At 44.2% G+C, this 21,594-nt stretch carries 20 protein-coding genes and 1 other annotated feature; of the genes, 19 read left to right on the forward strand and 1 reads right to left on the reverse strand.

Annotation, left to right across the window (positions count from 1 at the left end; genetic code table 11):
• Positions 1 to 249 (forward strand): transposase (locus G470_RS12920; RefSeq protein ID WP_205617898.1); only part of this gene is annotated, 249 nt, incomplete at its 5' end.
• A 75-nt stretch (positions 250 to 324) separates the two neighbouring features.
• Here G470_RS12920 and G470_RS0106675 read toward each other — a convergent pair.
• A complete protein-coding gene (locus tag G470_RS0106675) occupies positions 325 to 663 on the reverse strand; it encodes a PepSY domain-containing protein (protein WP_035445228.1) in 339 nt (112 codons plus the stop codon).
• A gap of 212 nt (positions 664 to 875) precedes the next feature.
• Between G470_RS0106675 and pepA the strand changes: the two genes are divergently transcribed.
• The 18 genes from pepA (at position 876) to G470_RS0106765 (ending at position 21,325) form a co-directional block, all read left to right on the forward strand.
• Entirely contained in the window at positions 876 to 1,949 is a 1,074-nt protein-coding gene (pepA, locus tag G470_RS0106680; RefSeq protein ID WP_028274158.1) for a glutamyl aminopeptidase, read from the forward strand.
• A 41-nt stretch (positions 1,950 to 1,990) separates the two neighbouring features.
• Positions 1,991 to 2,608, forward strand: coding sequence for a YtpR family tRNA-binding protein (gene ytpR / locus G470_RS0106685; RefSeq protein ID WP_028274159.1), 618 nt, complete (start codon positions 1,991 to 1,993; stop codon positions 2,606 to 2,608).
• Positions 2,609 to 2,632: 24 nt separating this feature from the next.
• Positions 2,633 to 3,355 carry a hypothetical protein gene (locus tag G470_RS0106690; RefSeq protein ID WP_028274160.1) on the forward strand — a complete coding sequence of 241 codons (723 nt, stop codon included), beginning with the start codon at positions 2,633 to 2,635 and terminating at the stop codon, positions 3,353 to 3,355.
• Positions 3,356 to 3,503: 148 nt separating this feature from the next.
• Positions 3,504 to 4,832 carry a UDP-N-acetylmuramate--L-alanine ligase gene (gene murC / locus G470_RS0106695; protein WP_028274161.1) on the forward strand — a complete coding sequence of 443 codons (1,329 nt, stop codon included), beginning with the start codon at positions 3,504 to 3,506 and terminating at the stop codon, positions 4,830 to 4,832.
• A gap of 168 nt (positions 4,833 to 5,000) precedes the next feature.
• Positions 5,001 to 7,658, forward strand: coding sequence for a DNA polymerase I (gene polA / locus G470_RS0106700; RefSeq protein ID WP_028274162.1), 2,658 nt, complete (start codon positions 5,001 to 5,003; stop codon positions 7,656 to 7,658).
• A 26-nt stretch (positions 7,659 to 7,684) separates the two neighbouring features.
• Positions 7,685 to 8,509: a DNA-formamidopyrimidine glycosylase gene (mutM, locus tag G470_RS0106705; RefSeq protein ID WP_028274163.1), complete on the forward strand. Its 825-nt coding sequence runs from the start codon at positions 7,685 to 7,687 to the stop codon at positions 8,507 to 8,509.
• Between the two features lie 34 nt (positions 8,510 to 8,543).
• Positions 8,544 to 9,140 (forward strand): dephospho-CoA kinase, encoded by a 597-nt coding sequence (gene coaE / locus G470_RS0106710; RefSeq protein ID WP_028274164.1) that lies wholly within the window; start codon positions 8,544 to 8,546, stop codon positions 9,138 to 9,140.
• A gap of 136 nt (positions 9,141 to 9,276) precedes the next feature.
• Entirely contained in the window at positions 9,277 to 9,768 is a 492-nt protein-coding gene (gene nrdR / locus G470_RS0106715; protein WP_028274165.1) for a transcriptional regulator NrdR, read from the forward strand.
• 17 nt (positions 9,769 to 9,785) lie between these two features.
• Positions 9,786 to 11,240, forward strand: a complete 1,455-nt coding sequence (locus tag G470_RS0106720) for a replication initiation and membrane attachment family protein (protein WP_028274166.1) — start codon at positions 9,786 to 9,788, stop codon at positions 11,238 to 11,240.
• Positions 11,240 to 12,169 carry a primosomal protein DnaI gene (gene dnaI, locus G470_RS0106725; RefSeq protein ID WP_035445233.1) on the forward strand — a complete coding sequence of 310 codons (930 nt, stop codon included), beginning with the start codon at positions 11,240 to 11,242 and terminating at the stop codon, positions 12,167 to 12,169. Before G470_RS0106720 ends, dnaI begins: the two co-directional genes overlap by 1 nt.
• Positions 12,170 to 12,246: 77 nt before the next feature.
• Positions 12,247 to 12,462 (forward strand) — a binding site (T-box leader).
• An 82-nt stretch (positions 12,463 to 12,544) separates the two neighbouring features.
• Entirely contained in the window at positions 12,545 to 14,491 is a 1,947-nt protein-coding gene (gene thrS / locus G470_RS0106730; RefSeq protein ID WP_035445229.1) for a threonine--tRNA ligase, read from the forward strand.
• Positions 14,492 to 14,727: 236 nt separating this feature from the next.
• Positions 14,728 to 15,249, forward strand: coding sequence for a translation initiation factor IF-3 (gene infC / locus G470_RS0106735; RefSeq protein ID WP_028274169.1), 522 nt, complete (start codon positions 14,728 to 14,730; stop codon positions 15,247 to 15,249).
• 23 nt (positions 15,250 to 15,272) lie between these two features.
• Complete coding sequence (gene rpmI / locus G470_RS0106740) at positions 15,273 to 15,473, forward strand: 50S ribosomal protein L35 (protein WP_028274170.1); 201 nt, start codon at positions 15,273 to 15,275, stop codon at positions 15,471 to 15,473.
• A 57-nt stretch (positions 15,474 to 15,530) separates the two neighbouring features.
• Positions 15,531 to 15,890, forward strand: a complete 360-nt coding sequence (rplT, locus tag G470_RS0106745; RefSeq protein WP_028274171.1) for a 50S ribosomal protein L20 — start codon at positions 15,531 to 15,533, stop codon at positions 15,888 to 15,890.
• Between the two features lie 142 nt (positions 15,891 to 16,032).
• Positions 16,033 to 17,694, forward strand: a complete 1,662-nt coding sequence (locus G470_RS0106750; protein ID WP_028274172.1) for a peptide ABC transporter substrate-binding protein — start codon at positions 16,033 to 16,035, stop codon at positions 17,692 to 17,694.
• Positions 17,695 to 17,996: 302 nt separating this feature from the next.
• Entirely contained in the window at positions 17,997 to 19,403 is a 1,407-nt protein-coding gene (hemG, locus tag G470_RS0106755) for a protoporphyrinogen oxidase (RefSeq protein ID WP_028274173.1), read from the forward strand.
• 130 nt (positions 19,404 to 19,533) lie between these two features.
• Positions 19,534 to 20,277 (forward strand): MBL fold metallo-hydrolase, encoded by a 744-nt coding sequence (locus G470_RS0106760; RefSeq protein ID WP_028274174.1) that lies wholly within the window; start codon positions 19,534 to 19,536, stop codon positions 20,275 to 20,277.
• A 28-nt stretch (positions 20,278 to 20,305) separates the two neighbouring features.
• Positions 20,306 to 21,325, forward strand: coding sequence for a lipoate--protein ligase (locus G470_RS0106765; RefSeq protein ID WP_028274175.1), 1,020 nt, complete (start codon positions 20,306 to 20,308; stop codon positions 21,323 to 21,325).
• Positions 21,326 to 21,594 lie beyond the last annotated feature (269 nt).

Below are 21,594 nucleotides of genomic sequence, written 5' to 3' on the forward strand. Positions count from 1 at the left end.
CCCCGAAGGGTCCGAACTATCCTTCAAACCGTGGACAAGTACTACTCATCTATTGAGCACGCGTTTACTTACACCCTCTCGAATGGGGCGATTGAAGGCATGAACAATAAAATCAAGAATATCAAGCGTTCAGGATACGGGTACCGGAACTTTTACAATTTACGTGCCAGAATTTTGATCAGTTATCAGTTGACAGCTCCCACCCATCCGCCAAGAGCATTGACCTTCGAAGAGGAAGACGCAGTTTAACAAAAGAGGACAAAGTGAGTGATCACTTTGTCCTCTCAAAAGACTCACCAACACTATTTGACATAGAGCCTTTTTTTATACGCGGTAGACGTCCATGATGCTCCCGGAATAAGCATCGGCAATAAACTCGTATTGAACCAATTCGCCTTCTTCCAAGCGGGAGATTCCACCATAATACACATCGGTTTTATAGGCGAACTTCCTTAACGGAACCTTTGTCAGTTCAATCCATGATCCTTCAATCGGGCCTTCCTTCAAAAATGTCTTTTTCACTTTTTCCAAAATGTCATCTGCGTGAATCGGTCGTTTTTCGACTGCGTATTGACGAGCAAACCAGCCGGCTGCGAAGCCTGCGCCTAAAATGGCTGCTCCAATCAGAGAGAGTGTTTCTTTTGTTTTTGTCTTTGAACTCATCCTATTTCACCCCTTGGTCATACTATCAGCTATAGTTTAACACAATCACTTTCCAAACATAACTAAAACACATAGAGAACCCAAAGCTTTTTATGGAAGACACAAATCTCCTTTCAAGGTGGCTGTAAATCAAGTAAGATTCCTGTATAATAAAATCTGTGAGTGAACAGAAAAGGGGGATCGTTCTGGAAAGGAACTTTCCGGAAAAACAGATGAATGATAAAACATTTGAACTGATAAAAAAAGTGACTGAATTGCAAGCAACCAGCGGGTTTGAGCACCAAGTAAGAGAGTTTATGAAGCAAGAAATGAAGCCTTTAGTGGACTACATTCAACAAGACGGGCTGGGCGGAGTGTTTGGAATCAAAAAGAACACTTCTCTTGAAGCGCCAAAAGTCATGATTGCCGCGCACATGGACGAAGTAGGCTTCATGGTGGCCAACATCACAAAACAAGGGCTGTTGAAGGTTCTTCCATTGGGTGGATGGAATCCTTTTGTTGTGTCTTCCCAACGTTTTACCCTTCAAACACGAAAAGGGGACTACCCATGTGTTTCCTCTTCGATCCCCCCGCATTTGATGAAAGGAAAAGAACCGCAGCAAATCAAAGTCGAAGATATTTTGTTTGATGCAGGGTTCGACTCTAAAGAAGAAGCGGAAGAATATGGTGTGCGTCCAGGAGATACTCTTGTACCTGATGTAGAAACTGTTAAAATGGCAACAGGGAAAAAAATTCTCAGCAAAGCGTGGGACAACCGTTTTGGAGTGACCGTGGTATTGGAAGCTTTGAGAGAGCTGCAAGGAGAAAGCTTGCCCAATACATTGATTGCAGGAGCAAACGTCCAGGAAGAGGTCGGATTGCGCGGAACAAAAGGAGCCGTTCATCAGTTTGACCCGGATATCTTCTTTGCGGTTGACTGCTCTCCGGCAGATGACTTGAACGGAGACCCAACTGCTTTCGGCCGTTTGGGAGAAGGATTTTTGCTCCGTATTCAAGATCCCGGCATGATCACATTGAAAGGCATGCGGGAGTTCTTGCTCGATACAGCGGAAACCCATGACATTCCTTATCAATATTTCGTTTCCAAAGGAGGAACGGATGCGGTAGCGGCCCATGTCGCTAACAACGGCATCCCAAGCGGAGTAATCGGTGTGCCTGCGCGATACATTCACACCCACCAAACCATTTTCCATATCGACGACTATGCAGCAGCGAAAGAAATGGTTTTGCAAGTGGCGCGGACACTCGATAAGAGTACGCTGGACATCATCAAAGAAAAAAATTAAACAAAGACTTATTGTAGAAAAAGGGGAAATAAAACATGACAATCGTCAGCAGTTACAACAACAACGGATTAAACGATGTATTGATCGTACAAATGGAAAAAGGGGCCAGAGAGAACCAAACAGTTGAAAAAAAGGGAAACGTCGTGCGTCTGCAAGACAAAGAAACGGGGTGGACAGTTGGATTCAACTTCTTTTCCATCACCGACCACTTATCTTTCCCAGAAAATGGGCCGGTAGAATTGAATGAAGAGCAGATCGCTGTGTTGAACGGGTTGATTAAAGACAGCGGCTGGGACGATGTACTGGAAGCAGACCTCTCCCCTAAATTCGTGGTGGGACATGTCAAAGAATGTGAACCGATGGAAGATTCCGATCATTTATCCATCACCCAGACAGAGGTTGACGGTGGAGATGTGCTGCAGATTGTTTGCGGTGCGTCCAACATTGCACAAGGACAGAAAGTCGTAGTTGCAAAAGAAGGAGCCGTCATGCCGGATGGAACAGTTATTTGGTCCGGTGAATTGAGAGGTACACCGAGTTTCGGCATGATCTGTTCCGCAAGAGAATTGGGCTTGAACGTTGAGGGGCAACAGAAAGGAATTCTTGTGCTGCCTGAAAGTGAAGAAACAGGCAGACCTTTTACCGAGTGGAAAAACTAATACGTGAAGGAAAGGGAGAATGAGATGTCCGGTTACGATGGACCCAGCATTTACCATAAAGAACTCAACAAAATAGACACCTCTGAAACGAAACGACCAGACACCCTCTCTGCACGGATTAAACATGAATCGACACCGTCGGACATTCTTCCGACCGCTGAACAACCAAATCCTACGAATTCGCTTTTCAAAAGGCCTTCTACTTCAGAAGAGGCAAAGCCAGCCGGTTCATCTCCAACAATCGATCGGACATCGTCGCTACCGAAAAAAAAGGAGCCTATTCGTTCCAAGCGTTCTTCCACCCCTTTTCAAGTGGGAAGAGTTCCTTCGCCGTATTATGGGCTTCATCCGCGTCCAGAGAAAAAGAAAAAGACAGTGGATTACCATGCCTTAAAAAAACGGCTGCAAAAAGAAGATGCTGACTGCTTATTGTTTGAAGGGTTTGTAAAGCAACCGGAGCAGCCGAAAACTGATAAAAAACCGAAACAGGATGCAGAAGCTGTGACGGCAAACCGGAATGAGGTTCCACTATTGCCGGGTCCAGCTGCTCAAAAGCCCCTTGAGAAAAATAAGCCGGGTAAAAAAACACATCCGCCTAAAAAGAAAAGTGCGCTTTCCAAAACCTTGTCGGGAATCATGCAAGATGAGCAGCAGTCGATAACAACAAAAACCAACATGATGTCCAGTTTATTCTCAACGCATTACCTCCAGCGTGCAGACGCAGTGAAGGGGTCAGACTTATCTTGACAAACAAGTGACAATAGTGGAGGAATACTGGATTTTTTAGATAACTTTCGCTATAGTAGGAAAGAATTGCGTAACAGCTGTAATGTGTCGGCTGCTCAACAGGAGGATTCGGATATCCTGTTAGATTAAAAAAAGGAAGTATCGTTACATGAATCAAGAAATCATTTACCATTTTGTAGGGATCAAAGGGTCCGGAATGAGTGCTTTGGCTCTTATTCTTCATGATAAAGGATTCAAAGTTCAAGGTTCCGACGTAAAAAAATATTTCTTCACCCAAAAGGGGTTGGAAGAAGCGGGGATCACGTTTTTTGAATTTGGAGAAGAAAACATCCAGCCGGGGATGATGGTCATTGCTGGGAATGCCTTTCCAGACACGCATCCAGAAATTGTCCGCGCCAAAGAGCTGGGCTTGGACGTCAAACGATACCACGAGTTTCTGGGGGAGTTCATCAACCAGTTCACAAGTGTGGCCATCACGGGATCACACGGAAAAACAAGTACTACTGGACTGTTGTCTCATGTCATGAGTGGCATCGAAAAAACCAGTTATTTGATTGGAGATGGAACGGGAAGCGGCATTCAAGACGCGGATTTCTTTGTCTTGGAAGCATGCGAATACCGCCGTCATTTCTTGGCGTATAAACCAGACTATGCGATCATTACCAATATTGACTTTGATCATCCAGATTACTTTACAAGCATCGATGATGTTTTTGAAGCGTTCCAGCAGATGGCTGATCAGGTAAAGAAACGGATTATTGCCTGCGGAGACGACGAATACCTGCTTAAACTGGAAACCGATGTTCCTGTTACTTATTATGGTTTTGGCGAACACAATGATTTCCAAGCGCGCAACATCAAGCGGACAGAAAAAGGTTCTGCTTTTGATGTCTACATGCGGGGAGAATTCTACGATCACTTCAAAATTCCATCTTTTGGAAACCACAATATCCAAAATGCACTCGGCGTGATTGCACTTTGCTACTTTGAAGAAATCGACCGCGAAAAAGTAAAAGACCAATTGACGACTTACCGCGGAGTGAAGCGCCGCTTCACGGAAAAACGCGTCATGGATTCTGTCATCATTGATGATTACGCACACCATCCTGTGGAAATCCGTGCCACCTTGGATGCGGCTCGTCAAAAATACCCAAATAAAGAAATTGTGGCAGTTTTCCAGCCGCATACCTTTACACGGACCGTTGCTTTACTCAGCGAGTTTGGGGAAGCTTTAAATCTGGCTGATGCTGTTTACTTGTGTGACATTTTCTCTTCCGCAAGAGAACAAGCTGGAGAAGTAAAAATTGAAGACTTAAGTGCCAAAGTTGAAAAAGGCGCCGTAGTGATTCAGGAAGAAGACGTTTCTCCATTATTGGATCATAAAGATGCCGTAGTTGTCTTTATGGGTGCCGGAGACGTGCAAAAATTTGAAAAAGCATACGAAACCATCCTCAGCCAAAGTGCACAAAAACATTAAAAGACTGTCATATGAAGGCGGAAAAATCTAAAGCTCTTCAGATGCATGAAAAAGGAAACCAGGGCATAGACCCGGTTTCCTTTTTTGTATGTGGTTTGTTAGAATAAGGAAGAGAATAAGATACAAAGACCCTGAAAAATGATGGGAAAAGATAAAGAGGTGCGTTTTATGGCGAAGAAGAAATTATTGCTCATCGATGGGTACAGTGTGGCCTTTCGAGCGTTTTATGGCTTGCATGCGCAATTGGAACGGTTTAAAAACCGCAATGGTCTGCACACCAATGCCTTGTACGGCTTCCATAATATGTTGGAAGCTGTGATGAACAAAGAAGAACCGACACATGTGTTGGTTGCGTTTGATGCAGGGAAAACCACATTCCGGCACGAATATTTTGAGGAGTACAAAGGTGGACGTACGTCCATGCCGGGGGAATTATCGGAACAGATTCCGTATTTGAAAGACCTTCTTGATGGATTTGGCATTCCGCTGTATGAGCTTCCTAACTACGAAGCGGATGACATCATCGGCACATTGACCAAACAAGTGGATGCAGACGAAATGGAAGTCGTCATCTTGACCGGGGACCGTGACTTGACCCAATTGGCTTCCAGAAATGTTCGTATCGATTTGACCAAAAAAGGGGTCAGCGACATCGAAGAAGTGACCGTGGAGCACATCAAAGAGGAGATGGGCATCAATCCGGAACAGATTGTAGACATGAAAGGGCTCGCTGGAGACGCATCGGACAACATTCCAGGTGTCACCAGAATCGGTGAAAAAACCGCTTTGAAACTGTTGAAGCAATATGGAACAGTTGAAAACTTGTATGAGCAGATCGATGAGATGAAACAAAGCAAAATGAAAGAAAACCTCATCAACGAAAAAGAGACAGCTTTCCTGAGTAAAAAGCTGGCTACAATTGATACCGACGCACCGATAGAAATAAAAATAGACGATTTGATGTATGACGGGTTGGACATGGAAAAACTGGTCCAATTTTACAAAGAAATGGATTTTAAATCGCATCTTGAAAAATTGGACACGGGTGAATACCTGGAAGAATTGAACAATCACGAAGAAGAAGTGTCGTATCAGTTCGTTGAATCCATTACAGAAGACATGCTGGGTGACGGGATGGCGCTCTACGTTGAAATGTTGGATGAGAACTACCACCAGTCAGACATCGTTTCTGTGGCGTGGGGACACAACGAGAGCATCTATGTCACTTCGCCTGACACCGCTTTTGCGTCCGAGCCGTTCCAACGTTGGCTGAGCGATGCAGCGATGAAGAAAACGGTGTTCGATGCTAAGAAAACCTATGTCGCTTTAAACCGCAAGAGCCTGACGGTATCAGGAATTGACTTTGATGTGATGTTGGCTTCGTATTTGCTGACGGCCAGAGACAGCAGCGGAGATGTGGCGGACGTTGCTTCCGAACACGACTTCACAGGAGTCGCCCCGGATCAAGCTGTTTATGGAAAAGGAAAGAAAAAGGGAATTCCAGAAGACAAATCAGCCATGTATGAACATGTCGCTAGAAAGGTCAACGCCATTTGGCTGTTGACGGAAATGCTGGATGCAGAGTTGGTCGCCAACGAACAGGAAGCGCTGTTGAAAGAAATGGAACTTCCATTGTCCAAAGTATTGGCTGAGATGGAAATTGAAGGCATCAAGGTGGACGCAGAACGCCTGCAAGAAATGAGAATCGAATTCAAACAAGTGCTGGAGGCGATCGAGCAGCGCATCTACAAAGAAGCCGGTGAAGAATTTAACTTAAATTCACCGAAACAATTGGGTGTGATTCTGTTTGAGAAGATGGGCTATCCGGTCATCAAAAAAACAAAAACAGGGTATTCTACTGCTCAAGATGTCTTGGAAAAATTGCGTCCCCAAGCGCCTATTGTGGACGACATACTGCAATACCGTCAGATTGCAAAGATCCAATCCACGTATATTGAAGGACTTCTGAAAGTCATCAATCAAGAGACGGGAAAAGTGCATACCCGCTATCTGCAAACCGTTGCGCGGACAGGGCGGTTGAGCTCGGTGGACCCCAACTTGCAAAACATTCCTATCCGATTGGAAGAGGGAAGAAAAATCCGGCAGGCGTTCACTTCAAGCAAAGAAGGCTGGAAGATTTTCGCTTCCGACTATTCCCAGATCGAGCTGCGCGTCATGGCGCACATTTCTGATGATGAACACCTGAAAGAGGCTTTCGTGGAAGGCCAGGATATCCATACCACTACTGCAATGCGGGTATTTGGGCTGGACAGTCCCGATAAAGTCACTCCGAACATGCGTCGGGACGCGAAAGCCGTCAACTTCGGTATTGTCTATGGAATCAGCGATTACGGATTATCTGAAAGCTTGGGTATCAGCCGGAAAGAAGCGCAAGAATACATTGACACGTATTTTGCTCGTTTCCCTGGAGTGAAAAACTACATCGACAACGTGATTCGGGAAGCAAAAGAAAAAGGCTTCGTGGAAACCCTCTTCCACCGCAGACGGTACTTGCCGGACATCAATTCCCGCAACTTCAATTTACGAACGTTTGCGGAACGGACAGCGATGAATACGCCGATTCAAGGAAGTGCGGCGGATATTCTGAAAGTGGCGATGATTGAAATGGATAAACGGCTGAAAGCGGAGAAGCTGCAAGCCCGTATGCTGTTGCAAGTTCACGATGAGCTGATCTTTGAGACGCCGGAAGACGAGATTGAAACTTTGGAAAAACTTGTTACAGAAGTGATGGAGCATGCAGTTGAACTGTCCATACCATTGAAAGTTGAAAGCAGTTGGGGAGACAATTGGTACGAAGCCAAGTAACCCCGTAAGAAAGGAAGTAAGAGCTAGTGCCGGAACTGCCAGAAGTCGAAAGCGTCCGTAAAGGACTGGAAAAATTAATCCAACAGGCGGTTATCCAAGAAGCAGAAGTCTTCTGGGACCGAATTATTGCTTTGCCAGAGGATGCAAACAGATTCAAACAAGCGATCAAAGGAGAACAAATAGTAGGAATTTCCAGAAGAGGAAAATTCCTGCTGTTTCACCTGACCTCATATACGTTGATTTCCCATCTGCGGATGGAAGGGAAATTTAGAGTCACAGAAGAGGACGAGCCGCTTTCAAAGCATACGCATGTGGTCTTCCATTTACAGGATGGAAGGGAACTGCGCTATGCGGATGTCCGCAAATTCGGCCGGATGTTGCTCGTGCCAAAAGGAACAGAAAATGACGTGCCGTCTTTACGCCGTCTGGGGCCGGAACCCATTGAAGAAGCATTCGATCAACAAAGCTTCTCTCAAGCACTAAAACGACGAAAAAAATCCATCAAGGCAGTGTTGTTGGACCAAACAGCTGTTGCCGGACTGGGAAACATTTATGTTGACGAGGTATTGTTCCAAGCAGCCGTACGACCGGACAGAGCAGCCAGTTCTCTTTCGAAAGAGGACATCACACACCTTCACCGGGCCATCATCCAAACGATGAAACAGGCGGTAGAAGCGGGTGGGACAACGATTCGGACGTACGAAAATGCGTTTGGAGAGAACGGGACGTACCAACAAGCTCTCAATGTGTACGGCCGTCAGGGAAAACCTTGTGTGCGATGCGGCACCACGATTGAAAAAAAGAAAGTTGCGCAGCGAGGGACACATTACTGCCCACACTGCCAAGTCTAAGTATCAAGCCACGGCGGAAAGAAGGAGCCAGACAGTGATTATCGGATTAACGGGCGGCATCGCTTCAGGAAAATCAACTGTGAGTGAAATATTCAAAGAGTACGGCTTTCCTGTGATAGATGCCGATTTGGGCGCACGAGAAGTTGTAAAAAAGGGAAGCAAAGGCCTGCAACGCATCCGTGCATATTTCGGAGAAAAGGTGCTGTTTCCGGATGGTACACTGAACCGATCCGAATTGGGGAAAGAAGTGTTCAGTGATGAAACCAAACGGGAAGCATTGAATCAAATGTTGGCACAGGACATCCGGGAATGGATTGAACAGCAGACCAAGCAGGCATTGGAAGAAGGAGTTCCATTGGTTGTATTGGATATCCCGTTGTTGTTCGAAGCTGGGTATGATCAAAAGACAGATAAGACAATGGTTGTGTTTGTTGACGAAGACATTCAGTTGGAACGTCTGATTCGGCGTAACGGGATGACGCGCGAAGAAGCTCTCAACCGCATCCATGCCCAAATGCCCTTAAAAGAAAAAATGACAAGAGCAGATTATTTAATCGACAACAATGGAACAATAAAAGAGACAAAGAAACAAGTTGAGGATTGGTTACAAAAACAAGGATTCCTTTCGTGAACCGGAAAAGGACTGGTGTCTATACCAGTCCTTTTTTGCGATTCTCATCACACGTCCCCTGTGATATAATAAGCTTATATTTATTATAGGAAAAGTATGCCAAGAACCTGAATCAAACAATAAAGGATGATGAAACGTGCAATGTCCGCGCTGTCAACATAATGGAACCAGAGTGGTGGACAGTCGTCCGGCAGATGACGGACGTGCCATCCGCAGAAGAAGAGAGTGTGAAGCCTGCTCGTACCGCTTCACAACGTTTGAACGTATTGAACAAGCTCCTATTCTGGTGGTTAAGAAAAATGGAAACCGAGAAGAATTTAACCGTGAGAAGTTATTGCGGGGAATCATTCGTGCCTGTGAAAAGAGACCGATTGCGATGGAACAGATGGAAGCATTGGTCGATGATGTGGAACGCGAAATCCGCAAACGCGGAGAAAATGAAATTTTATCCACTAAAATTGGCGAGTATGTAATGGACCGATTAGCCAAAATCGATGAAATTGCGTATATTCGTTTCGCCAGTGTCTATAGACAATTCAAAGATATCGAAGTTTTCATGAAAGAAATGCAAGAGTTGGAAAAAAAGCGAAGTGAACTGGAAGAACAAAACAATCAGAACAAAGAGTAAGAAAGGCGCGTGTGGCAGTGAGTTATCCATGGAAAAATTTATCGCCAAAAGATGGCTATATCGTCAGTCAAACTGCCCTTCTTTCTGATATTGATCAACGAGTGTTAACGTCTTTGTATCAACCTGTGATTGGAGCATCAGCTTATAGTTTGTATATGACATTACGAGAAAATGCTCCTCAGTTTTCACAGAGAAGAGAAGAAGTTTTAGTGGCTGAATTGTTGGCGGTTTTGAGTTTTGGGATTGCGGATTTTTATCAGTCACGCGTCCGGCTGGAAGCAGTGGGGTTGTTGCGTACGTATAAGAAAAAAGACAGTGAGCACATTTATTTGTATGAGCTGCACCCGCCTCTTTCAGCCGTTGACTTTTTCGCGGATGATGTCATCAGCTTATTGTTGCTGGAGCGGGTGGGGGAAAAAACATATCAAAGCCTACGTGCAAAATTTTCGGTGCCATCAATTGATAAACAAGATTACCGGGAAGTAACGCAGTCTTTCCTGGATGTGTTCCAATTTAATCCTACCACTGAACAACATAATCAACTGGTGTCGTTGAATGCACCGTTCAAAAACGCTCTCTCTGTTTCAAGCGAGTCAAAACCAAGACTGACCATTCAAAGTGACTCGTTCGATTGGGACTTTTTTTACAACGGCTTGAACAAACACTTTGTGAAAAAAGAATCCGTCAATACAGAAGCAAAACGCGCCATCTTTATGCTTCATGAAATGTATGGAATTGACGAACTTCAAATGCAACAATACGTTTTGGAAGCCTGTGATGTGGAATCAGGCGTATTGGATATACAGAAGCTGAAAACGAATGCCCATCGAACATTTCATAATCAGAACGACCAAAAAATCGTGGTGACCGATAAGGTTCAAACAGTCTTGGAAGAGGAACAAAACCAATACCGCGAAAGAAAAAATCAGTTGCGGCAAGACGGTTTTTCTTCAGGGGAAATCGCAGTGATTGAGTCGAGTGAAGAAAACCGGCCAATGGCTTTTTTGCAGTCCATCAAAGAACAAAAAAATGGGTTTGTCACAAGACCGGAACAATGGACGTTGGAAGAAATACTGTCCCAATCCAAGCTCCCTGCCTCTGTGGTGAATATTTTGATTCACTATATTCTTGTGGTGAAAAACAGTCCTGTGTTTGACCGCAATTTAGCTTACAAGATTGCCAACGACTGGGCACAGCAAAACATTTCTTCACCGGAAGAAGCGATGAAAAAAGTGAAAGAGCTTCGCCAGGCAACCAAAGCGCGTTACAACAACACCCAAAAGGGAGCTTCTTATGGAAGGAAGCAAAACTACTCGCAGCAAAACAAAGCATATCGCAAAGAAACATTGCCGGATTGGGCAAGAGACGATCAGCCAGAAAAGAAAGAACAGCGGCTGAGCGAAGAAGAACAAAAAGCGTTCAGAGAGAGATTGAAGAAAATCCGCAGTTATCGGAAAGAAGGTGACCAATGATGGACAACGTCGGAGACAACCTTAGACAAATCATGGATCGAAACGAATTGAACAAACGATATCAAACGTTGATGAACGAAGTGATGAACGATCCAGATGTCCGTCGTTTCCTGGCAGAAAATCGTTCCGTGTTGGACGATGAAGCTATTCAAAGAAGTTCGAGTGAATTGTACGAATATGTGCAGGAAAAAAAGAAATTCCAACAAAAGAAAGGGATGTTGGCCCCAGGATACAGACCGCAGTTGATTTTAAATCATAAGCGGGTAGGGGTCACGTACGTGCCGACTCCTGAATTATTGGAACGGCAGCGTGAAAATGAAATCAAAAGCCGGATTCGGTCGATGGACATGCCGAAAGATATTCGGGACGTCACACTGGCGGACATAGAAATTACGGTAGAGCGCCAAGAAGTCCTTGGAAAGGTGTTTGCGTTTATTGAAGAGTATTTGGAAGCGCCGAAGAAATTCCATAAAGGGTTGTACCTGGAAGGCCCGTTTGGAGTAGGGAAGACGTATCTACTGGGGGCAATCGCCCACGAGCTGGCTGAAAATGGATTTGTCACCACATTGATGCATTTCCCTTCTTTTGCCGTCGAAATGAAGCAGTCCATCAGCCAAAACACAACCGGAGAAAAAATCGATGCGGTCAAACGTGCGCCGATTTTGATGTTGGATGATATCGGGGCTGATTCGATGTCCAGCTGGATTCGTGACGACGTTCTTGGGGTGATTCTGCAGTACCGGATGCAGGAACAGCTGCCGACATTCTTCTCCTCCAATTTCAACATGAAGCAACTGGAAGAAGAACATTTGACAGTCAGCCAAAGAGGAGAAGATGAGCCCCTGAAAGCGAAACGAATCATGGAGCGTATCCGTTTCTTGGCGGAAGAAGTTTCCATGAAAGGGGAAAACCGGCGTCATACTGAGTGACGAAAGTTCCGTAAAACAGACACAAAAAGTCTCTTGAATAAAAAAAAGAAACATGATAAGCTAACTTCAACAAATAACGTAAAGCAATGAGAAAGACACCGTTTGCGTGCCCGTTTTTTCAGAGAGAGGAACAATTGGTGGAAGTTCCTTAAAACACATTCAAACGACCCCTTTCGAGCGCCGCCGTGAAAAAAGAGTAATGGCGGACGTCTGTCGGCGTTAACGACTAAGAGAGAACAAAGAGTGTCTTTGTTCTGAACATGGGTGGAACCACGCATTCAAGCGTCCCATCGCGGCTTACGAGCTGCGATGGGGCTCTTTTTTGTTTGTTCATCATTGCTTATATGTTTATTAAATGTGGATGGAGGAATAAAAATGTCGGAAATTCAAATTCAACTGCCTGACGGGGCAATAAAACAAGTGCCGTCTGGCATCACACCAAAAGAAATCGCAGCTGACATCAGCAAATCACTCGCTAAAAAAGGGTTGGCTGCAAAATTCAACGGGGAGCATGTCGATTTTTCACGCCCATTGACTGAAAATGGAGACCTGGAAATCATCACACCGGATCACGAAGACGCCTTGAATATTTTGCGGCATTCCGCTGCACATATCATGGCTCAAGCGCTGAAACGGTTGTATCCAGGCATCCAATTCGGAGTGGGACCTGCAATTGAAAATGGGTTCTACTACGACACCGACTCGCCGGAAACAATCACTGAAGACGATTTGGGACGGATTGAGAAGGAAATGATGACCATCGTCAAAGAAAACCACCCGTTTGTCCGCCGGGAAGTGTCACGTGAAGAAGCGTTGGACTTGTTTAAAGACGATGTATACAAACAAGAATTGATTAACGAACTTCCAGAGGGTGAAATTATCACTGTCTATGAACAAGGCGAATTTGTAGACTTGTGCCGTGGGGTTCATGTGCCGTCAACCGGACGGGTGCAGGTATTCAAGCTGTTGTCGCTTGCAGGAGCTTACTGGCGCGGAAATTCTGACAACAAAATGATGCAGCGTTTATACGGGACTGCATTCTTCGATAAAAAAGACTTGAAGCAATATTTGAAAATGCGTGAAGAAGCCAAAGAACGCGATCACCGAAAACTCGGAAAAGAATTGGATTTGTTCATGATTAATCCGGACGTCGGTTCCGGTCTTCCGTTTTGGCTACCTAAAGGCGCAACCATCCGTAGAACCATCGAACGTTACATCGTCGACAAAGAAATCAGCTTGGGCTACCAACACGTCTACACGCCGATTATGGCAGATGTGAATTTGTACAAGACGTCCGGACACTGGGATCATTATCATGAAGACATGTTCCCGCCGATGGATATGGGAGACGGAGAAATGCTGGTTCTTCGTCCGATGAACTGCCCGCACCACATGGAAGTATACAAACGGGACGTTCACAGTTACCGTGAGCTGCCAATTCGGATTGCGGAATTAGGGCAGATGCACCGTTACGAAAAGAGCGGCGCGTTGTCCGGCCTGCAACGGGTACGCGAAATGACATTGAACGACGCACACGTATTTGTCCGTCCTGATCAAATCAAAGAGGAATTCAAACGCGTAGTGGAACTGATGCTTGCCGTCTATGAAGATTTCAACATCACGGACTACCGCTTCCGTTTGAGCTACCGTGATCCAAACAACAAAGAAAAGTACTTTGATGACGACGAGATGTGGGAAAAAGCACAATCCATGTTAAAAGAAACGTTGGATGAAATGGAATTGGAGTATTTTGAAGCAGAAGGAGAGGCGGCCTTTTACGGTCCAAAATTAGATGTCCAAGTGAAAACGGCCATCGGTATGGAAGAAACGCTTTCGACTGTACAATTGGATTTCTTGCTGCCTGAACGTTTTGATTTGACTTACGTTGGAGAAGATGGAGAAAACACCCACCGTCCGGTTGTTATCCACCGAGGAATCATCTCCACAATGGAACGCTTCGTTGCTTACTTGATTGAAGAATATAAAGGAGCATTCCCGACTTGGCTGGCACCTGTTCAAGCGACGCTTATTCCAGTAAACTTAGATATGCATGAAGCATATGCCAAAGAAATTAAAAGCAAACTGCAAGCGATGGGAATACGCGTGGAATTAGATGACCGGAATGAGAAAATGGGGTACAAAATCCGTGCTTCCCAAACTCAAAAAATTCCATATCAGTTGGTGGTAGGAGATAATGAAATGGCGGATCGTACGATTGCCGTCCGTCGTTATGGGGAAAAAGCCACCCAAACAATGGAGTTATCCGAATTTTTGGCTGCTCTATCTGAAGAGGTCAACCAAATCAGCGGCCTGGTACAATAAAAAATCACGAAAAGAATTTGACAAACATTCGTATGCATGGTATTCTATGTGAAGTTGAGAAAACAAAGCAGAAGCACCCGCTTCTCGCCTAAGTGGACTATATCCCTGGGCAGATATCTTATTCAAGACTTGGCATGGATTACCCATGCTTCAAGTGCGGATTGAAAGATAAGACGGGCTGCGTGAAAGCACCCGTCTTTTTTTCTGCTCTCTTCTCTCAAAATATTCGGAGGTGAATGACCATAGCAAAAGACATGATTGTCAATGACGGAATCCGTGCACGTGAATTGCGTGTAATCGGCAAAGACGGAGAACAAATCGGCGTGGTATCCAAAAGTGAAGCACTCAGATTAGCTGAGCAGACGAATTTGGATTTGGTTTTGGTCGCTCCTAACGCGAACCCCCCTGTAGCCCGTGTGATGGACTACGGAAAGTTCCGCTATGAGCAACAAAAGAAAGAACGTGAAGCGAAGAAAAACCAAAAAACCATTACAGTCAAAGAAGTTCGTTTAAGTCCAAGTATCGATGAGCATGACTTTAACACCAAACTCAAGAACGCACGTAAGTTCCTTGAAAAAGGCGATAAAGTAAAAGCATCCATTCGTTTTAGAGGACGTGCGATCACTCACAAAGACCTTGGCCGCGAAGTTCTAGAACGTTTAGCCGAGGAAGTATCGGATATCGCTGCAATCGAACAAAAAGCTAAAATGGATGGCCGCAGCATGTTCATCATGTTGGCGCCAAAAGCCGAGAAATAATCACTTATCCAGGAGGGAACAACATGCCTAAACAAAAAACACACAAAGGGTCTGCAAAACGTTTCAAGAGAACAGGATCTGGAAAATTGAAACGCAGCCATGCAAAACGAAGCCACATGTTCGCAAACAAAACACAAAAACAAAAACGTCAGTTGCGTAAGTCTGCTATGGTATCCAACAGCGACTTCAAACGCATTAAACAACAACTTTCTCAAATGAAATAAGTTTGACTGACCAAACGAAGCCAAAAAATTTGAGACGATAATCGAGGAGGAAACAACATGGCACGAGTAAAAGGTGGCGTAGTAAGCCGCAGACGCCGTAAAAAAGTTTTAAAATTAGCTAAAGGATATTATGGAGCAAAACACCGCTTGTTCAAAGTAGCAAACCAACAAGTGATGAAATCCTACCAGTATGCATACCGCGACCGTAAACAAACAAAACGTAACTTCCGTAAATTGTGGATTGCGCGTATCAACGCTGCAGCACGCATGAACGGTTTGAGCTACAGCAAATTGATGCACGGTTTGAAAGTTGCCGGCATCGACATCAACCGTAAGATGTTGGCGGACTTGGCTGTCAACGATGCAGAAGGATTCACTGCATTGACAGAGCAAGCTAAAACTGCATTGAACAAATAAGTACATTTTGAACTCTCTTCCGTCTGTGAGGAGAGTTTTTTTGTGTTCTCATGAAAAAACGATAAGCAAAGTCTTATTCAAACCCACCGCTGTTCTATGGTATAGTAAATGAAATGAACGACTAAAAAAGGGGAGACGGTCAATGAAGCAGACAAAATGGTTACTGCTATTATGTAGCTTTTGTGCGATGTTGATGTTGTCTGCTTGCAGCGAGAACAGCGAATCGACAAGTGCAGAACCAAGTGAAACACAGCCATCCGATTCAACAGGACAGCTACGGATGATTGAACGTTCCGAATTGTCTACTATGGATCCGGCACTTGCTTTCGACAGAGTGAGTTTCAATGCACTGAACAACGTAATGGAAGGACTGTATCGACAAGGACCCAACAACCAGATGGAACTTGGGATGGCAGCCAATCGCCCTGAAGTGACAAACGATGGAAAAACGTATACGTTTCAATTACGAGAAGAAGCCGTTTGGTCGGATGGAACGCCTGTGACAGCGGACGACTTTGTTTATTCTTGGAGACGCGCAGTCGATCCTGATACCGGAGCGCCGTATCGTCATCTTTTTTCAGGCGTAGTCAAAAATGCCGAAAGTATCCTTGCAGGAGAAGTTGAGCCCGAGGAGCTGGGTGTGCATGCACCATCGGAAAAAACGTTGGTGGTGGAACTGGAAAAGGACCATCCTTATTTGGAGAAACTGTTGTCGCTTCCGATATTTTTCCCGCTCAACCAAAAGTTTTTGGAAGAAACAGGAGAATCCTTTGGGGAAAACGCTTCAACCGTGTTATCGAACGGACCGTTTCTGTTAACGGAGTGGAGCGAGACGGGTTTGGCTTGGGACTATGAGAAAAACACCCATTATTGGGATAAAGAAACAGTCAAACTAAATAAAGCCACTGTGGATGTGTTGAAGGAACCTTCCACGGCTCTGACACGGTATGAAAACGATGAGGTGGATTGGATTCCAGCATCAGGAAACATGCTGGCCAATTTTAAGCGGCCGGAAGAGATACGAGATTACCCAACTTCCTCGATCGTCTTTATAAAATTTAATTTGATGCGGAAGAACAAACCTTCCCCACTGGCTAACAGCAACATTCGAAAAGCCTTGGCCTTGTCCGTTAATAAAGAGGAATTGAATGCTTTGTTAAAAAACGAAGCGGAACCTGCTGGTGGAATTGTCCCAGCCGGTGTGGCCGTCAGTCCTGTGTCCAAGAAAGATTTTCGTAAAGAGAACGGGTCATTTCTCAACCGTGATTTGCAACTGGCTCAAACGTTCTTTGAGAAAGGACTGCAAGAATTAGGTCAAAACAAAGTGACGCTTGAACTCAGCGGGGACGATACGGAAAGCGCGATTGAGACGATGAAATATTTACAGACGTCGTGGATGGAAGTTTTTCCTCAACTGGAAATTACCATTCAAAGTATGCCTTTTTCAAAACGATTAAAGAAAGACGCAACTGGAAACTATGACATCCAACTATCCGGATGGGCAGCTGATTTTTCCGACCCAATCAATTTCCTTGAAATTTGGGAAAGTACGAGTCCGCAAAACCGTTCGAATTATTCAAATGAAACATTTGATGCCTTGGTTGAAGAGGCAAAAACAACGACGGATGAGAAAGTAAGATGGGAACGTCTTTTGGAAGCGGAGCAGGTGTTGTTGGAAGACGGGGTGGTCGTTCCTTTGTATCAACCATTTATGACTGCTCTAAGTAAAACGAATGTCAAAGGTGTGTTCATTCACCCTGCAGGACCTGCCCTCTCGTTGAAATGGGCTGCGGTTGAAGGGTAAAAGTAAGAAGTTGAATGTAGGACAGTATTTTCTTTAAGGGCTCAAGCATAAAACAGCTTGAGCCCTTTTGTATTCTCCCATATGAAGAACTTTCCAGTGAGACGAAAAAACAAGCGCATCCGGTGCTCTTTATTTGGCTCTGAGGATAGAATAACTGGGAAAGCATGGTATAATAATAGCATCCGATTAATTGACAATGAATAAGTACGAGTATATGGTTTGGGAACAATACTCATACAATCAAAGACGTATATGAAAAGAAGATGCACGAAAATAAGAAGCAAGCGAGTGTGGACCTTACTATGAAAAGAACAAAAAAACGTATCGCTGTCATAGGGAGCGGAATAACGGGACTGACGACAGCCTATAAAATTAAGCAAATGATTGCTGAGCAAGGTTTACCCTTTGAATTGATTGTGTTGGAAAGTACAATTCAAACCGGTGGGAAAATTTACTCGATGAAAATTGGAGACAACTATTTTGACCTGGGGCCTCAGTCCATTGATACCCGAGCAACGGATGCAATTGACCTCATCAATGATTTATCTCTCCAGGACCATATGGTGTATAGTGTCAATGGAAAAGAAGATATCTACTTTTATGATAAGTTGCACCACTTTGAATTCCCCACTTATAAAGGAATACCTGCATACAGGAAAGACATTTTTAAGTATGACATGCTGACTGTGCAAGGAAAACTGACATTTTTGAAAGAAACGCTTATGCCTCACAAATCAAGTGCAGAGGAATACAGTGTGAGCAAGTATTTAAGAAGCCGAGTAGGGGCAGAAATGTCTGAGCATGTTGTGGAACCTTACTTTTCACAAATTTTTTCGAGCGATATTGATTTGTTGGGAATCCGTGCATCAAAAGAACCGATTTATGATATGGAAAAAGAACATGGCTCCATCATCAAAGGTATCCATGCACATCCTGAAGTGCTGGATGGAACAGGTAATTACGTTACCTTTAAGCAGGGGATGTCTCTGTTAACCAACCGCTTGACTGATTTACTGGAAGATGAGATACAGTATAACAAAAAGGTGACTGAAATCAGCAAAAGCATTGAAGGCACCTATATATTGGATATCAATAACAAAGAGCAGATGCGGGTCGGGGCGATTTGTATTGCGACAGAAGCAAGTACATACAAAAATATGTTCACTCATGATGAAGCGCTGTATGATTTGTTATATCCAATCCAAAATGCATCCATCGGATACGCTCTATTCAGTTTTCCAAAAGGCTCCATTCAAAGAGAGCCGGAAGGATTTGGTGTTTTGTCACCGAGAAGAAATAACTCATTCATCACATCTCTCGTGTGGCTAAATAAAAAATGGCCGTTTCTGAACAATATGGACGAAGAACTGATCGGTGCTTACTTTGGCCGGACAGGCGAAGAATTTGTGATGTCTTTGAGTAACAGGCAGATAGAGGACACCATCTTGAAGGATATCAAAAAGATTCTTCATATAGAGAATGACCCCAATTACCGCGTGTTGAAAAGGTGGCCCGATGCGGTTCCTCAATATACGGTCCAATTTGAAGAAAAAATGGGGCAGATAAAAGCACACCTCAAAAAGGAATACCCGGGAATTTATTTGGCGGGGAACGGCATTGATGGATTTGGAATAAATTCTTGTATCCGCCAAGGAAATCAAATCAGCCGGTTGGTCGTGGATCATATTAAAAAACGAAATTGTGTATAAAAAAGTAGAAAAAACGGTTTTTGGAAAAAATAAAAATCGTTTTTCTTCTTTTTTTTCGTTTTTCGTGTTATTTAGAGAAGATAAGGTGTAAGGTATCTATTAGCAGGTTAAGTCTAAGGAGGATAAAGAAATGAAATTGACTGTTCTCGGTTATTTAGGCGGTTACCCAACAAGGGACACAGGGACCAGTGCTTACCTGTTGGAGGCCGATGGTTTTCACTTGCTTCTTGATGCAGGAAGTGCAGCTCTTTTAGCGTTGGAAAAACACGTTGATCCATTGGAGTTAGATGCTGTCTTGCTGTCGCATTACCATCATGACCACATTGCGGATTTAGGAGTGCTGCAATTTACCCGTCAGTTAAAGCGGCGCCCAGACGGCTCACGCACCTCACTTTTGCCGATTTACGGGCATTCTGAAGACCAAGATATGTTCAAACGATTGACAATGGACTTAGTGAGTGAAGGCATAGCGTATGATGAACACGATAGAATTTCCATTGGTCCGTTTGATGTGACCCACATGAAAACCCTGCATCCGGTTCCATGTTTTGCATTCCGTATTGAGGATAGAACAACCGGAAAAGTTCTTGTGTTTACGGCAGATTCCGGCTTCAAACCGGAACTTGTAGAGTTTTCCAAAGAGGCGGATTTATTGATGGCAGATACCAATTTCTTTGAAGGTATGGAGAATCACCGCGTGCACATGACTTCGACAGAGGTCGGAAGGATCGCACACGAAGCAAATGTGTCGACGTTGTTATTAACGCATCTGCCGCAAGAAGGAAATCTGGATCTGTTAAGAAAACAAGCTGCCGACAAAGCACCCGGAGTTGAAGTGGTGCTTGCACAAAAACATTTGCAGATTGAGATTTGAATTCAGGAAGAAGAAGGAGAATGCAGCGATGTATTATGTACGGAATGAGCGAAATGGGAAAGAAATTCACGACGCCCGATTAAATTTGGCGATTGAATACTATTTACTAAATGAAATCTTATTGGATGAACCAATTTTGTTGTTTTATATTAATGACAATGCGATTATTGTCGGAAAAAATCAAAACACGTATGAGGAAGTCAATACGGACTATGTGGAGAAAAATGATGTGACGGTGGTCCGCCGGTTTTCAGGAGGCGGAGCAGTATACCACGATCTTGGCGTATTGAATTTTTGTTTCATTACAAAAGATGATGGAGATTCATTCCGTAACTTCAAAAAGTTTACCAGTCCGGTCATCGAAGCACTCCATAAAATGGGAGTGGAAGGCGCAGAGTTGAGAGGGCGGAATGACTTGGTAATCAACGGACAAAAGTTTTCCGGTAATGCCATGTATTCCAAAAACGGACGTATGACAGCACACGGAACATTGATGTTTGACAGCCAGATTGATGCCGTGGTAGGGGCACTGAAGCCTAAAAAACATAAACTAGAATCCAAAGGAATCAAATCCATCAGAAGTCGCGTGACCAACATTAAGCCGTTTCTGGATGATGACTTCCAATATATGAAAACAAAAGAATTCCGCGAGAAGCTTTTATTGAATATCTTTGACGTGGAAGATGTATCAGCTATAAAAGAATACAAACTGACAGAAGAAGACTGGGAAAAGATCGAAGCATTTGCGGAAAAATACACTGCCAACTGGGAATGGAATTATGGGGAATCGCCTAAATTCGATTTGGAAAGAAGTGAGCGGTTGTCCATCGGAACAGTCGAAGCCAAACTAAATGTCGAAAAAGGAACGATTGCCGATATCCGCTTGTATGGCGACTTTTTCGGAATGGGTGAACTTTCAGATGTGGAAGAAAAACTAAAAGGAATCAAATACGATGCCCAATCGATACGTGAAGCATTTGAACAAGTTGATTTGAAACATTACTTTGGAGATGTGGATGTAGAAGAATTGATCCAACTTCTCTATTAATTAAAGGAAAAGAGGTCGGGACTATTGCCCGACCTCTTTTGCGTTTCTGAATAGTATAGCGAAAATGCGTTCCAAAATGCAGACCCGACATCCACTTTGTCATGACTGTAGTTGCTTTAGCAACGTATAGTCATGATACACTTGGGCATCTGCCCGCAGTGCCTCCTTACCTCAATAATGCTCTGATGGCCTTCGACCCTCATGCGCTTATTCGCTCCAGTTGCCATAGCCGTTGCCGCTTTAGCGGTTTACGGATATGGTATGCGTTA

The sequence above is a fragment of the Atopococcus tabaci DSM 17538 genome (assembly GCF_000429585.1).
GTDB classification, from domain to species: Bacteria; Bacillota; Bacilli; order Lactobacillales; family Carnobacteriaceae_A; genus Atopococcus; species Atopococcus tabaci.